The sequence below is a fragment of the Pseudolysinimonas sp. 10J20-29 genome, from assembly GCF_055809595.1.
Genome location: NZ_CM147917.1, coordinates 560,469 through 573,698 on the forward strand (window position 1 = coordinate 560,469; position 13,230 = coordinate 573,698).

Annotated in this window: 10 protein-coding genes and 1 pseudogene; 5 read left to right on the forward strand and 6 right to left on the reverse strand. The window is 70.9% G+C overall.

What is annotated here, in order from left to right; genetic code table 11:
- Window positions 1–17: 17 nt before the first annotated feature.
- Window positions 18–1,230: pseudogene (locus AC0L6Y_RS02745) on the reverse strand (aminotransferase class I/II-fold pyridoxal phosphate-dependent enzyme).
- A gap of 69 nt (window positions 1,231–1,299) precedes the next feature.
- On the opposite strand from AC0L6Y_RS02745, the gene AC0L6Y_RS02750 reads away from it, so the two are divergent.
- From AC0L6Y_RS02750 to AC0L6Y_RS02765, 4 genes are all read left to right on the forward strand, one after another.
- Window positions 1,300–1,866: a hypothetical protein gene (locus AC0L6Y_RS02750; protein WP_473554936.1), complete on the forward strand. Its 567-nt coding sequence runs from the start codon at window positions 1,300–1,302 to the stop codon at window positions 1,864–1,866.
- Between the two features lie 83 nt (window positions 1,867–1,949).
- Window positions 1,950–2,639: a PKD domain-containing protein gene (locus AC0L6Y_RS02755; RefSeq protein WP_473554940.1), complete on the forward strand. Its 690-nt coding sequence runs from the start codon at window positions 1,950–1,952 to the stop codon at window positions 2,637–2,639.
- A gap of 194 nt (window positions 2,640–2,833) precedes the next feature.
- On the forward strand, window positions 2,834–4,396 hold the full coding sequence (locus tag AC0L6Y_RS02760) for a S1C family serine protease (RefSeq protein ID WP_473554944.1): 1,563 nt from the start codon (window positions 2,834–2,836) through the stop codon (window positions 4,394–4,396).
- 122 nt (window positions 4,397–4,518) lie between these two features.
- Window positions 4,519–5,559: a glycosyltransferase family 2 protein gene (locus AC0L6Y_RS02765; RefSeq protein ID WP_473554947.1), complete on the forward strand. Its 1,041-nt coding sequence runs from the start codon at window positions 4,519–4,521 to the stop codon at window positions 5,557–5,559.
- A gap of 21 nt (window positions 5,560–5,580) precedes the next feature.
- Here the strand turns inward: AC0L6Y_RS02765 and AC0L6Y_RS02770 are convergent, their stop codons facing one another.
- Complete coding sequence (locus AC0L6Y_RS02770) at window positions 5,581–8,439, reverse strand: CDP-glycerol glycerophosphotransferase family protein (RefSeq protein WP_473558194.1); 2,859 nt, start codon at window positions 8,437–8,439, stop codon at window positions 5,581–5,583.
- Window positions 8,440–8,531: 92 nt separating this feature from the next.
- On the opposite strand from AC0L6Y_RS02770, the gene AC0L6Y_RS02775 reads away from it, so the two are divergent.
- Entirely contained in the window at window positions 8,532–9,845 is a 1,314-nt protein-coding gene (locus tag AC0L6Y_RS02775; protein ID WP_473554952.1) for a CDP-glycerol glycerophosphotransferase family protein, read from the forward strand.
- Here the strand turns inward: AC0L6Y_RS02775 and AC0L6Y_RS02780 are convergent.
- Genes AC0L6Y_RS02780 through AC0L6Y_RS02795 form a run of 4 tightly spaced genes read right to left on the reverse strand, consistent with a single transcriptional unit; the run spans window position 9,842 to window position 12,964 of the window.
- Window positions 9,842–10,687, reverse strand: a complete 846-nt coding sequence (locus AC0L6Y_RS02780) for a hypothetical protein (protein ID WP_473554956.1) — start codon at window positions 10,685–10,687, stop codon at window positions 9,842–9,844. The genes AC0L6Y_RS02775 and AC0L6Y_RS02780 overlap by 4 nt on opposite strands.
- On the reverse strand, window positions 10,688–11,449 hold the full coding sequence (locus tag AC0L6Y_RS02785; protein WP_473554960.1) for an ABC transporter ATP-binding protein: 762 nt from the start codon (window positions 11,447–11,449) through the stop codon (window positions 10,688–10,690).
- Window positions 11,449–12,267, reverse strand: coding sequence for an ABC transporter permease (locus tag AC0L6Y_RS02790; RefSeq protein WP_473554966.1), 819 nt, complete (start codon window positions 12,265–12,267; stop codon window positions 11,449–11,451). The genes AC0L6Y_RS02785 and AC0L6Y_RS02790 overlap by 1 nt, the downstream gene beginning before the upstream one ends.
- Window positions 12,268–12,304: 37 nt before the next feature.
- Window positions 12,305–12,964, reverse strand: coding sequence for a phosphocholine cytidylyltransferase family protein (locus tag AC0L6Y_RS02795; RefSeq protein WP_473558199.1), 660 nt, complete (start codon window positions 12,962–12,964; stop codon window positions 12,305–12,307).
- Window positions 12,965–13,230: the final 266 nt, after the last annotated feature.

Genomic DNA, 13,230 nt, shown 5'->3' on the forward strand with positions numbered 1-13,230 from the left:
GCGCGGGCGCGGCGCGACTAGCGCCCGATTGTCGCCAGCTTGGCGGCCGCGCGCTCGAGCACGTCGTGCCGCTTGCAGAACGCGAAGCGCACCAGCGTGCGGTAGTCGGCGCGGTTCTCCGGGCGGATGAACGCGGTCAACGGGATGGCGACGACGCCCGCGCGGGTGGGCAGCGCCCGGCAGAACTCGTCGGCATCGGTCGCGCCGAGCGGGGCGGCATCCGCGATCACGAAGTAGCCGCCCGCCGGGCGCGAGACGGTGAAACCCGCGGCGACAAGGCCCGCCGAGAGCAGGTCGCGCTTGGCGGCGAGCGCGGCGGCGGCGCCGGCGAAGTAGTCGTCCGGCAGGTCGAGTCCGGCGGCGATCGCCGGCTGGAACGGGGCGCCGTTGACGTAGGTGAGGAACTGCTTCACCGCCTGAATCGGGGCGATCAGCGCGGGCGGGGCCGTGATCCAGCCGATCTTCCAGCCGGTCGTGTTGAACGTCTTGCCGCCGCTGCCGATGCTGACGGTGCGCTCGCGTGCCCCCGGCAGGGTCGCGATCGGGGTGTGCCGGGTGCCGTCCACCGGGTCATCGAAGACCAGGTGCTCGTAGACCTCGTCGCTGACGATCCAGGCGTCGTGGCGGTGCGCGAGCTCCACGATCAGCTCCAGGGCCTCGAGATCCAGCACCATGCCGGTCGGGTTGTGCGGAGAGTTGATCAGGATGACGCGGGTGCGGTCGGTGACCGCGGCGCGCAGGGCATCCAGGTCGGGGCGGAAATCGGGGGCGCGCAGCGGCACCGTCACATGGCGCGCGCCGGCGAGGCCGATCATGGCCGCGTAGGAGTCGTAGAACGGCTCGAAGGTGACGACCTCGTCGCCCGTGTCGAGCAGGGCGAGCAGGGAGGCAGCGATCGCCTCCGTCGCGCCGGCGGTGACGAGCACCTCGCGGTCGGGGTCGATGCGCAGGTCGTAGAAGCGGGCGTGGTGGCGCGCGATCGCGTCGCGGAGCACCGGCATGCCGAGCGCGGGCGGGTACTGGTTCAGGCCCTCGTTCGATCGCGCTCTTGGCGGCGTTGAGCACCTCGCGCGGACCGTCCTCGTCGGGGAACCCCTGGCCGAGGTTGATCGCGCCGGTGCTGGCCGCGAGCGCGGACATCTCGCCGAAGATGGTGGGTCGCAGCGCGCCGTCCTCGCCGAGGAGCATCGCTCCGCGCGCGGCTCGTTCCCAGGCGCCCGGAACAGTCATGGAGACCAACTTACTGCCGCTCTGTGGATGACTCGTCCACGCGTCGAGCGGATGTCCTACCGTCGTCGCATGCGGATCGCCTCGCCCGGCCCGGTCGCCGCCGTAGTTGCCGCCGTCGCTCTCAGCCTCAGCCTGGGACTGACCGCGTGCACGCCCGAACCGGCGCCGATCACCGTCCCGCCGCAACCCAGCAGCACGCCGCTGTTCGCCTCCGAGGAGGAGGCGCTGGCCGTGGCGGAGGAGGTTTACGTCGCGTACTGGCTCGCCGCCGATTCAGTCGGGCACGACGGTTGGCAGTCACTCGAGCCGCTTCAGGCAGTCGTCACGCCGAGCAAGTTGGCAGCCGAGTCCGAATCGGCGCAGGAACTGAGCGACGCCAATTACCGGCTGGTCGGCGACACTGTTGCTCGCCTTGCACAACTCCAGTCATTGAAGACAGACAGCGATCAAGTGACCGTCGTGGCCTATGGGTGCATCGACATCTCGGCTACGAAACTCGTCGATGAGTCGGGTGCCGATGCAACTCCTTCCGACCGTGATGAGGTGCTCGCACTCGAAGTGACGTTTGTGTCCGATGCCGATGGTGCTCTCAAGGTTGACGGGAGTGAGAGATGGCCGGACTCGAGCTTCTGCTAGCTGCTTCGCTCGCCGCGGCCCTAGTCCTTGCGCCCGCAAGTAGCGAATGCACTTCAGGGTCGGTGTTCGCGGGCGGCTGCGGGGTGACCGGCGAGATCACCGACGACGACGTCGAGCTGACCGGCAACGACGGCTCGCCGGGCTCGGGCGGCGGCTCCGGGCGCGGGGGCTCCGGCGACGGGCGCGCGGCGGCGCCGCTGCCGCCGTGCGAGACGGCGCTGGTCACCTACGGCAACGGGGTGCCCACCTGCACGGCCGACGTCGAGCGCGACGGCTGGGATGTCGTCGCGCCGGTGACGCTGGTCGACATCGCCAGCTTCCGGCCGGCGTCCGCGACCCACCACATGCAGCCGAACGGCTGGACCATCGCCGGCCTGCCGACCAACTTCTACGCGAAGACGGGAACGCAGATCGTGCCCGGCACGCTGCTCGGGCGCCCCGCCGAGGTGCGGTTCACGCCGGTGCAGTACTTCTGGGACTACGGCGACGGCAGCAGCGCCACCCGCTCGCGGCCCGGCGGCACCTGGGCGTCCCTCGGGGTCGCCGAGTTCGACGTCACGCCGACCAGTCACGTGTACGCGACGGCGGGGCCCTACGTCATCCGGCTCTCGGTCGGCTACGCGGCCGAGTACCGCTACGCCGGCTCGCCCTGGGTGCCGATCGCGGGGCAACTCGTGCTTCCCGCGAACGATCTCGCGATCACGGTCAGCGGTGCCACGACGGTGCTGGTCGCCGACGACTGCCGCGTGAACCCGGCCGGCCCGGGCTGCTGACCGCGCCAGCGTCGCTCGGCTCGGCTCGGCGCGGTGCCGTGAGCTGAGGTGCGATGCGGTGCGGCGCGGAGCGTCGCCGCGTCGGCCACCTGTCGCGACCCGGCCCCGCTCCGAATGCTCAAGTAGGCTCCCATCGCCGACATAACTGACACACAGGTTCTGGCGTGATGCTAGCCACGCTGGAAGGAGCACCCATGACAGATCACACCCCGACGCCGGGCGAGCAGCAGCCCACCGACGACACCGCCGCCGTTCCGACGCCCGCCGACGAGCGCGTCCCCGCGACCCCCGCGGCCGACGCCGAAACGACCGCCGCCTCGACCGCCGCCTCGACTGGCGCATCGACCCCCGAAACGGCCGCGTCAACGCCGGCCGACACCGCGTCCACCCCCGCTTTGCCCGCGGCAGGCGGTGACGACGCGCCGCCGCTCGGCGTTCCCGAGACCCCCACCGGGCCGCCGACCGCACCGGAGGCCCCGCCGGCCCCGCAGCCGCTCGACGGGGCCACCGCGGACGCAGAGCCGGGTGAGGCCGCCGCGACGTCAGAGCCGGGCGAGGCCCCCGCCGCCAGCACGTCCCCGCGTCGCACCGGGGGGCTCCCCGTCGTCGCCGCGCTCGCCGTCGGCGCGCTCATCGGCGGTGCCGCCGGTGCCGGCGTCGCCGCCTGGGCGGTCGGATCCTCGACCTCCACCTCGCAGACGACCGAATCGGCCCCGAGCACGATCACCGTCAACAACCCCGACGACGTTACCGCGGTGACCGCGATCGCCGCGAAGGCCGCCCCCTCGGTGGTCACGATCAGCGCCTCGGGCGGATCCGTCTCCGGCTCCGGCTCGGGCGTCATCCTGACCGAGGGCGGCTACATCCTCACCAACAACCACGTCGTCACGCTCGACGGCGCGACCGCGACCGCGCAGCTCGAGGTGACCACCTCGGACGGCCACATCTACAGCGCCACGATCGTCGGCACGGATGCGATCACCGACCTCGCCGTCATCAAGCTCGAGGACGCCAGCGGCCTCACGCCGATCGACACCGCGAGCTCCTCCGAGCTCAACGTCGGCGACCGCACCGTCGTGATCGGCGCCCCGCTCGGCCTCTCGAACTCGGTCAGCGACGGCATCGTCAGCGCGCTCAACCGCAGCATCAGCGTCGCCTCCTCGGCGGTGCCGGATGACAGCACCGGCGACGCCGAGGGCTCGGAGGGGCCGCAGTTCAACTTCGACTTCCCGGGAAGCACCGGCGCCACGTCGTCGTCGATCTCGATCCCGGTCATCCAGACCGATGCCGCCGTCAACCCGGGCAACTCGGGCGGCGCTCTGCTGAACGACGAGGGCGAGCTGATCGGTATCATCGTCGCGATCGCCAGCACCGGAAGCGACTCGAGTTCGACGTCCGGCTCGATCGGCGTCGGCTTCGCCATCCCGTCCGACCTCGCCCTGCGCGTCGCGGAGGACCTGATGACCGACGGCACCGCCTCGCACGGCCTGCTGGGTGTCACCGTCGGCGACGCCAGCAGCGACACCGGCTCGACGCTCGGCGCCGTGGTCGGCGAGGTGACGCCCGGATCCGGAGCGGATGCCGCGGGCATCCAGTCCGGTGACGTGATCACCTACTTCAACGAGCTGCCGATCACCAGCGCCACCGACATCACCGCCCAGGTGCGCGCCCTCGCGGCCGGCACCTCGACGACGATCACGGTGGTGCGCGACGAGCAGGTGCTCACCTTCGACGTGACGCTCGGCTCGCTCGAGTAGCGCCCGGTTCGCGCCGACCGCGCTCCTTCCGCGGGCGCGCGCACCCAGCCCCGGCGGGCCCGACTGATAGCATCGGTCGGGCCCGCCGGGCGTCGTGGGTATCGCACTTCGGGAGCGTGGCAGTGGAGCAGACCAGCGCGTCGGGCGTCTCGTACGTCATGCCGGTCCTCAACGAGGCCGGCTATCTCGAGGCCGCGGTGGCGAGCATCCTCGCCCAGGACTACGCCGGTGAGGTCGAGGTCGTCCTCGCCCTCGGCCCCTCGACCGATGGCACCGACGCGATCGTCGAACGACTGATCGCCGCCGACACCCGCATCCGCTCGGTGCCGAACCCGGGGATGGACATCCCGATCGGCTTGAACCGCGCCATCGCGGCGAGCCGGTTCCCGATCGTGATCCGCGTCGACGCGCACACCGAGCTGGCGCCCGGCTACACGCAGCGCGGCGTCGAGACGCTGGAGCGCACCGGCGCCGCGAGCCTCGGCGGTGTGATGATCGCGACCGGGCGTCCGGGATTCCAGGCGGCCGTCGCGCGCGCCTACAACAGCCCGTTCGGGCTGGGCGGCGGCGCCTATCACGGCGATCGCGCCGTCGAGGGCCCGGCCGAGTCCGCCTACATGGGCATCTTCCGCCGTGAGCTGTTCGACCAGGTGGGCGGCTTCGACGAGTCGCTGCGCCGCGGTGAGGACTGGGAGCTGAACTTCCGGCTGCGCCAGGCCGGTCTGCTCGTCTGGCTCGACCCGAAGCTGCGCGTCAGCTATTGGCCGCGCAGCACCTGGGCTCGCCTGGTGCGGCAGTTCTATGCGACCGGCGTCTGGCGCGGCGAGCTGGTGCGGCGCCTCGGCGGGCGCAACCCGCTCCGCTTCTTCGCGCCGCCGGTGCTGTTGATCTCGCTCGTGATGACGGTGGTGCTGGCGCCGTTCGCGCTGTTCGGGCTGCTGCCGACGTGGCTGCTGGTGATCACGGGTCTGGCGGCCCTCGGTCCGCTCGCCTACCTCGCGCTGCTCGTCGCCGCGGGGGTCACCGACACGGGGTCGCTCGCCGATCGCCTGCGCTTCGTCGCCGTCGTCGCGACGATGCACCTCAGCTGGGGTGCCGGATTCCTGGTCGGCGTCGTGCGCGGGGCGCGCGACGCGGTCGACACCTCGCGCACCGAGTCCTGACCACGAGCGCCCTGGTCGCGCTCAGTCGAACCAGCCGGCGTCGAGCATCCGCTGCACGACGCGCTCCCCGGCCCGGCCGTCCTCGAGCGGGGTGAACTTCTCCCGCCACGCCGCACGGCGCTCGGCGAACTCGGGCATGCCCTCGTGCGCGCGCAGCACGGCCGTGCGCACGGCGTCCGCGGTCTCGACCACCGGTCCGGGAGCTTCGGCGACGAAGTCGAAGTAGAACCCGCGCAGCTCGGTCGAGTAGTGCGCCAGATCGGGGGTGAAGAACACGATCGGCTTGTCGGTGGTCATCCAGTCGAACATGGTCGACGAGTAGTCGGTGACGAGCACGTCGGCGACGAGGAGCAGCTCGCCGACGTCCGGGTAGCTCGTCACATCGACGAGGTTCGGCCCGCGGAAGTCGCGCCCGAAGCCGAGCGTGCGCGAGTGACCGCGCACCAGCACGATCCACCCCTTGCCGAGCTCGGTGGCGAAGTTCTCGACGTCGAGGAAGTCGATCACCTCGGTGCGATCGTCGCGCCAGGTGGGGGCGTACAGCGCGATGCGCGGGCCCTCGCCAGCTGACTCGGCGATGCCGAGCCGCTCGCGGATGCGCGCCGTCCGCGCCTCCGGCTCCGGGTCGTGCAGCACGTCGTCGCGCGGGTACCCCTCGACCCAGATCGGTCCCTGCATGGCGTAGGCGGAGCGGAAGATCTCGGCGCTGTATGGGTTCTGCGCCAGCAGCACGTCCCACCGGGCCTGCTCGCGTTTGGTCGCGATCGCGGTGCGCGAGGAGGAGATCCGGCCGAGGAGACCGGAGCGCCCGATCCGGTCGAGCGCGAGGCGCTTGACCATCGTGCCGTGCCAGGTCTGCAGCACGTGCTGGTAGCGGCGGCGACGGTAGCGCTTGCGCAGCCAGTCGTTGACGACGAGCACGCGGGCCGCCGCGCGCACGCGCCACCATTCGCGGCTTCCCTCGACGATCGCGATCGCGCCCGCCGGCACCTCGATCGAGCGGTCGACGACGCTCCAGTAGCGGCGCGTCTGCGGGCGTGCCCGGGCGAGCGCCCGGTCGATGCCGAGCGGGTTGTCGGCGACGGTGCGGCTGTAGAAGCTCTCGAAGTAGACCGCGTCTTCGCGGATGCCCCGGGACGCCCGGTACAGCGCCTCCAGCTCGAGCTGGGCGCGGGGCCCGCGCTCGTCGGCGGCGAGCGGCGCCGCCACCCGCACCCGGAAGCCGCCGGCGTCGGCGCGGGCGGTCACATGGAACAGCTCGTGGGTGAGCACCAGCGCCCGCGGGCGCCGGATGTCGAGGCGCGTCGAGTCGACCTCGCCGCGCAGGATGATGTCGTAGTCGCCGCTCGGCAGTGCCAGCGGGTCGCTTCCCCACCGTGCGACGAGCAGCGGGATCCGCACCAGGATCCGGTCGTCCGCGGGCTCGAGCGTCGCCGCCACGCGGGCGCGCCCGCCCGCGAGCTCGATCGCGGTGACGTCGTCGCCGAGTCCGGCCAGTTCGAGCTCGAGGTGCGGCACGCCGGTCGTGTCCTCGTCGCCGTCGATCAGTTCGGCTTCCAGGATCCGGGGCCGCGCGATGCGCGCCGGGGAGTCGAAGCGCGGCGCGGGCTCCGCCGCCGAGACCGTGGGCATCGGCGCGAGTCGGCGCAGGACCTCCTCGAGCACGCGCTCGGTGGCGTGCCCGTCGGGCAGGTCGAAGTGCTCCTCGCGCAGCCAGCGGGTGTGCAGGCGCGCCTGCGCGGTCTCGGGGGAGTCGGGCCGCCCCAGCGCCTCCAGCTCGGTGAGGACCCCGGCCCAGGTGCGGTGCTGGCGTCCGTGCGTCACGTCGCGGTAGTCGCTGTACAGGCCCCGCCGCTTCGCGTACTCCTCGACGTCGGGTGCGAGGAAGACGATCGGCCGGTCCAGCAGCGCGAAGTCGAAGGCCGCCGAGGAGTAGTCGGTGATCAGCACATCGATCGCGGGCAGCGCCGGGGTGAGCTCGTTCAGCTCGCGCGGGGAGAGCATCCGAATCCGTGCGCTCCGGGCGGGTCCGTCCGCATAGTCGCCGACCCCGAGCGGATGCGTGCGCACCAGCAGCGTGCTGTCGGTGCGCTCGGCCCAGGCCGCGATCCGGTCCCACTCGGCCGGGCTCGGAATGGACGGGTCGGGCCGACCGTCGCGCCAGGTCGGCGCATAGAGCACGACGGAGCCGGTGGCGGGCAGCGACCCGATCGCCGCCTCGATGCGCTCGCGCGCCTCGGCGCGGGCGGCGGCCGGGTCGCCGTGCAGCACATCGTCGCGGGGATCCCCGGTGGCGACCACGCGCTGCGGCGCGATGCCGAAGGCGCTCACGATGCGCGCCGCCACCAGTTCGGAGGCGACCGGGAACAGGCCGATCGAGCGTCCCGCTCGGCGGTAGGCGCTCGCGATCAGCGCGCGCACGCGCGGGTGGTCGGGAAGCCCGCGGATGCGCAGCGCGGTGGGGGAGTCCAGGTGCAGGCGCTTCAGCGGGATGCCGTGCCAGAGCTGGACGATGAAGGCACCGCGCGAGCCGTAGCGGTTGGCGTCGCCGAAGCCGTGCGTCACGACGACCACACGTGCGCGCAGCGTCGACCATAGGCCGCGGAGGCCGTCGCGCCGCACCGCCTCGAAGCCCTCGGCTCGCGCGCGGTCGAGTTCGGCATCCGATCCGGCGAGCCAGATGATCCGGTGCGAGGCGCCGAGGCGCGCCCGCGCACGCCGCGCGAGCGGAACCGCGCCCTCGCCGAAGCCGATGCCCGAGCCGACGACCCAGATCCGGTCGCTGCGCGGCACGAGCCACGCGGCAACGGCTCCGAGCCCGTAGAGCGGGAGCCGGAGCAGTTTGCCGGCGTTCCCGGCCGCGAAGGTGAAGCGGGCCATAATCGTCACGATTCTGGCACGGTCAGCCCTCCCGGCGGGAGAGGCCCGAGCGGTCTGGCACGATGAACGTATGGTGAATCCGGAGTTCCGTCGTGCCGCTGCTGCGTGATTTCCGGGCCGCCCGGCGGATGTTCCGCAATGCCTTGCGCTCGCGCCGGAATCGCCGCGAGATCGCGGAGCGGCTGGAGGGCGGCGGCTTCCCGGACCTCTCCGAGAGCGGCATCGAGATCGCGGTCTACTTCGCCGACACCCGTGTGAACCTGTACCAGATCCGCCAGTGGTACGCGCCGCTGGCCGAGCTGGCGCGGACGCATCCGGTGGCGGTCATCACGCGAAGCCCCGGAACCTCGCTCACCCTGCTCGACGAGGCCCCGGTGCCGGTCGCGTACTGCCGCAAGGTGACCGACCTCGAGGCCTTCGTCGAGAGCCACGACCTCAAGGTTGTCCTGTACGTCAACCAGAACATGAAGAACTTCCAGATGTTCCGGTACGGCCGCATGTGGCACGTGTTCATCAACCACGGCGAGTCGGACAAGATGTACATGACGACGAACCAGTTCAAGGCCTACGACTTCTCGCTGATCGCCGGTCCGGCAGCGCGGGAGCGGCTCTCGCGCAAGCTGTGGAACTTCGATCTGGATCGCAAGACGATCGAGATCGGCCGGCCGCAGGCGGATCACTTCGCCGGCGAGGTGCCCTACCCGCAGGACGATCGCGTCACGGTGCTCTACGCCCCCACCTGGGAGGGCGACCGTCCCGCGGCGAGCTACGGCTCGATCGCCAGCCACGGGGTTGCGCTCGCGCAGGCGGTGCTCGCCTCGCCGCGGCATCGTCTGATCTACCGGCCGCACCCGCGCAGCGGCGTCGTCGACCGCGAGTACCGGGCGGCGAACTGGGCCATCATCGAGGCGATCCGCGTCGCGAACGAGGCGGACCCCACGGTGCACCACGTCTTCGATGACGGGCCCAGCCTGGGCTGGCAGCTGGCCGCGGCCGACGTGGCGATCACCGACATCTCGGCCATGGTCTACGACCGTCTCGCGACCGGCAAGCCGGTGATCGTGACGCGCCCGCTCGCGCCGGAGGCCGAGGTGGACGAGTCCGGCTTCCTCGGCGACTGCGAGTGGCTGACCGCTGCGGGGGCGCCGTCGGTGCTCGCGGCGGTGGATCGGGTGCTCACCGACGCGAAGGCGATCGCGCGGGCCGAGCACTGGTCGACGCATCACTTCGGCGACACGACCCCGGGCGCCGCGACCGCACGATTCCACGCGGCCATCGAGACGATGATCTCGGAATGGGAGCAGCATGCGGCGCTGCACGCGAGCGATCCCCGCACCCACGAGCACGACCCGCTCGACGATGAGGTGGACGAGGAGGGCATGCCCTCCGAAGTCCAGGACGACTAGCTCTCCTCCGCGTCGCGCGCGGCCTTCCGGCGGGTGAGCGCGCGTCGAAGACCGCCCAGGTCGGGCGTGCTCGGCAGTCGCTCGGCGATCTTCGCGGCGCTCCAGCGGGCGCGCGGGGCGACATCCACGGCCTCGAGGCTCTCCGGGAACTCGGCGGGAGCCGGGCCGAAGGCGCTGCGCGAGGAGCGGACGACGGCGCGGCCCAGGAGGTGGTTGCCGGTGCCGCCGATGACGGCGCCGATGCCGAACGGGACGGCTCGCCCGATGATCGAGCCGCTCTGCGTGACCGCGAACCGGCGCACGAAGGCGTGCTTGACCTTGTCGGCGACGAGTCCGACCGCCGGGCCGGGGAGGTTCTGCATGATGAGCTCGCCCCAGTAGACGTTGCGCGACGTGCCGCGCCCGGAGGCCTGCACCGCGAACTGGGTCAGCAGCTCCTGGCCGCCGTTGCCGAGGATCATGGTCATGACGAGGGTGCGGGCGCGGTCCGGGTCGACGACGGGGATCCCGTGGATCTCGGTGACCGACTGCGCGAACAGCGCGCTCGCCTCCAGGAACCCGGCCGTCTCGGCACCCGAGAGCATGAGGGAGGTTCCGACCCCGACCGCGGGGATCGCGGCGCTCGCGCCGACGAGCGCCCCTCCGCTGGTCACGGCGGTGAGGTAGCGGCGCTCGAGGATCCGGCACAGCTCCTCCGGGCTCGCGTTGGGCCGCGAGCGGCGGATCGAGCGGATGTGCGCGAGGACGACCGGCCGCTGGATCGACAGCAGCTTGTCGACCCCGTGCGCGACCCGCGGGTGCAGTCCGTCGGCCGTCGTGACGGCGGGCAGTCGCGCGCTCATCTAGACGCCGTACTCGGCGTTGTAGCGCGCGACGACGTCCTTGATCGGGCCGTCCATGACGAGCGCGCCCTTGTCGAGGTACAGGCCGCGCGTGCAGAAGCGCAGCAGGTCGCGCTCGCTGTGCGAGACGAAGAACAGGGTGCGCCCGCCGGCGAGGAGCTCCTCGATGCGCGCGTAGCACTTCTCGCGGAACGCCTTGTCGCCGACGGCGAGCACCTCGTCGACGAGGATGATCGGCTCTTCCAGCCGCGAGATGACGGCGAACGCGAGCCGCACCTTCATTCCGCTGGACAGGTGCTTGTACGGAGTGTCGACCGATTCGTGCAGTTCGGCGAAGTCGATGATCTCGTCGTAGCGGGCGTTGATCTCGCGACGTGGCATCCCGTGCAGCCCCGCGGTCAGGTAGACGTTGTCGCGCACCGTCAGGTCGTTGACGAAGCCGCCGGTGATCTCGATCAGGGGCGCCACGCCGCCGGCGACGGTGACGCCGCCCTCATCGGGGAGCATGACGCCCGCCACGAGCTTGAGCAGCGTCGACTTGCCCTGGCCGTTGCGGCCGACGACCCCGATCGCCTCACCGGGCGTCACCGCGAACGAGACGTCGCGAAGCGCCCAGAACTCGCCGGGGCGCGTGCGCCGCGTTCGGCCGGCGAACAGATCCTTGAAGTTGCGGCGGGAGCTGCGGCTGCGCTTGAAGCGGACCCCGAGCCCGTCGACGACGATCGTCCCTTCGACCGCGGTGGTCGTCTGCGTCGTCGCCATCAGATCTCCTTCAGCACGGGTCGGATCGTGCGGCGGAAGACGAGGATGCCGATCCCGAGCACGACGATCGTGATGACACCGCTCACGCCGACCGCGAACCAGTCGAGCTGCTCGGGGAAGAACGCGGCGCGGTAGATGCCGAAGATTCCGCTGAGCGGGTTGAGCGCCGCCCAGCCCTGCAGTCCGAGCGGGGCGAGGTCGGGGAGTCCGTAGATGATCGGGGAGGCGTAGAACATGAAGCGCAGCACGAGCTTCGTCGCCCGCTCCAGGTCGCGGAAGAACACGACGAGCGGCGCGACGGTGAGGCCGATGCCGAAGATCAGCGTGGCCTGCATGATGATCGCCAGCGGGAACAGCGCGGCCTCGGGCTGCAGGCTGATCGAGAAGCCGAGCAGTGCCGCGCCGATCGCGAAGCCGGCGAGCACGGGGAGGCTGAACGCGAACTCGATGCCCTTCGAGAGCACCAGACGCGCCACCCAGATGGTGCGCGGGATCGTCGTCGATCGGATCAGCTTCGCCTCGCGCGCGAAGGCGACCGTGCTGTCGGAGATCGCCCCGGTGAACCACATCCACGGCAGAAGCCCTGAGAGCAGGAACACGATGTACGGGTCGTCGCCCACGCTGCGCTGGAAGACGAGCGTGAAGACGAAGAAGTAGATCCCCGCCATGACGAGCGGATCGAGCACCGACCACACGTAGCCGAGGAACGAGGTCGAGTAGCGGACCTTCAGGTCACGCGTCGTCAGGAGCCACAGCGACCGCGCATAGCGTCGGACGCCGGTGCGCGGGCGCGCGAACGCGTCGGTGTCGGAGCTCACGCCAACAATCTAGTGGCGCGGTGTCGCGAGAGCCTGATCAGACGAACAGGTTGGCGCGCTCGAGGTCTTCGGCGAAGTCGATCTCGACCGCGTAGAGGTCGCTGATGTCGACCGGCTCGATGAGGACGCCGTCGTGCTCGATGGCGAGCTCGATGCCGCGCTCGAAGTAGTCCTGGTCGTCGACGCGACGCAGGTGGTGCATGAGCGCCGCCTTGTCGCTGCTCGAGATGTAGTTGATGCCGACCGCTTCGCCGAGGCCGCCGCGGACCTGCTTCGAGAGCTTCTGGATGAAGCCCTCGGCGTCGGTCGTGTACTTGACCTCTTCGTCGGAGACCTTGGCGGTGTTGACGCTGACGAAGCTGCGGTCGGCCGCGACGAGCGAACGCGAGCGCTTCAGCGCCTCGGGGTCGAACACGACGTCGCCGTTCATCCAGAGCACGCCGCCGTCCTTCGTGGACTTGAGGGCGCGCAGCAGGCTCTTCGAGGTGTTGGTCTGGTCGTACTGCTCGTTGTAGACGAAGTCGGCCTGCGGGAAGGCCTCGACGATGTGCTCGAGCTTGTAGCCGACGACGATGGTGACGCGGGCCGACGAACCGAAGGCGGCGTGGATGTTGTCGAACTGCTGCTGCATGATCGTGCGGCCGTCGCTCAGCTCGGTGAGCGGCTTCGGGAGGGAGCGTCCGAGTCGGCTCCCCATGCCGGCGGCCAGGATGACGATGTGCGGCGCGGTCGTGTGCGCAGAGGTCTTCGGCACGGTGGTCCCTTCGTAGTGGTTGCAGGTCGGCGAGCGCGAGAATTCACGCGCTGTTCACCGACTGAAGCTGATTCAGGACACCTCGTTGTGCTGAAAGTTATGGTAAGGGCCGCTGTGTGTGCGCACGGAGCGAATCCGGGCTTCGTTCTCTGATCGTGATTTTGTGAGAGTGCTGAGAGTCACTCGACTGTGGGGTCTTGATACCGTTG

Excerpts from the sequence above, each read along its gene's own strand:
- AC0L6Y_RS02785 (WP_473554960.1), bottom strand. The coding sequence starts at position 11,449 with ATGGCGACGACGCAGACGACCACCGCGGTCGAAGGGACGATCGTCGTC.
- AC0L6Y_RS02780 (WP_473554956.1), bottom strand. The coding sequence starts at position 10,687 with ATGAGCGCGCGACTGCCCGCCGTCACGACGGCCGACGGACTGCACCCG.
- AC0L6Y_RS02750 (WP_473554936.1), top strand. The coding sequence starts at position 1,300 with ATGCGGATCGCCTCGCCCGGCCCGGTCGCCGCCGTAGTTGCCGCCGTC.
- AC0L6Y_RS02770 (WP_473558194.1), bottom strand. The coding sequence starts at position 8,439 with ATGGCCCGCTTCACCTTCGCGGCCGGGAACGCCGGCAAACTGCTCCGG.
- AC0L6Y_RS02760 (WP_473554944.1), top strand. The coding sequence starts at position 2,834 with ATGACAGATCACACCCCGACGCCGGGCGAGCAGCAGCCCACCGACGAC.
- AC0L6Y_RS02795 (WP_473558199.1), bottom strand. The coding sequence starts at position 12,964 with ATGGGGAGCCGACTCGGACGCTCCCTCCCGAAGCCGCTCACCGAGCTG.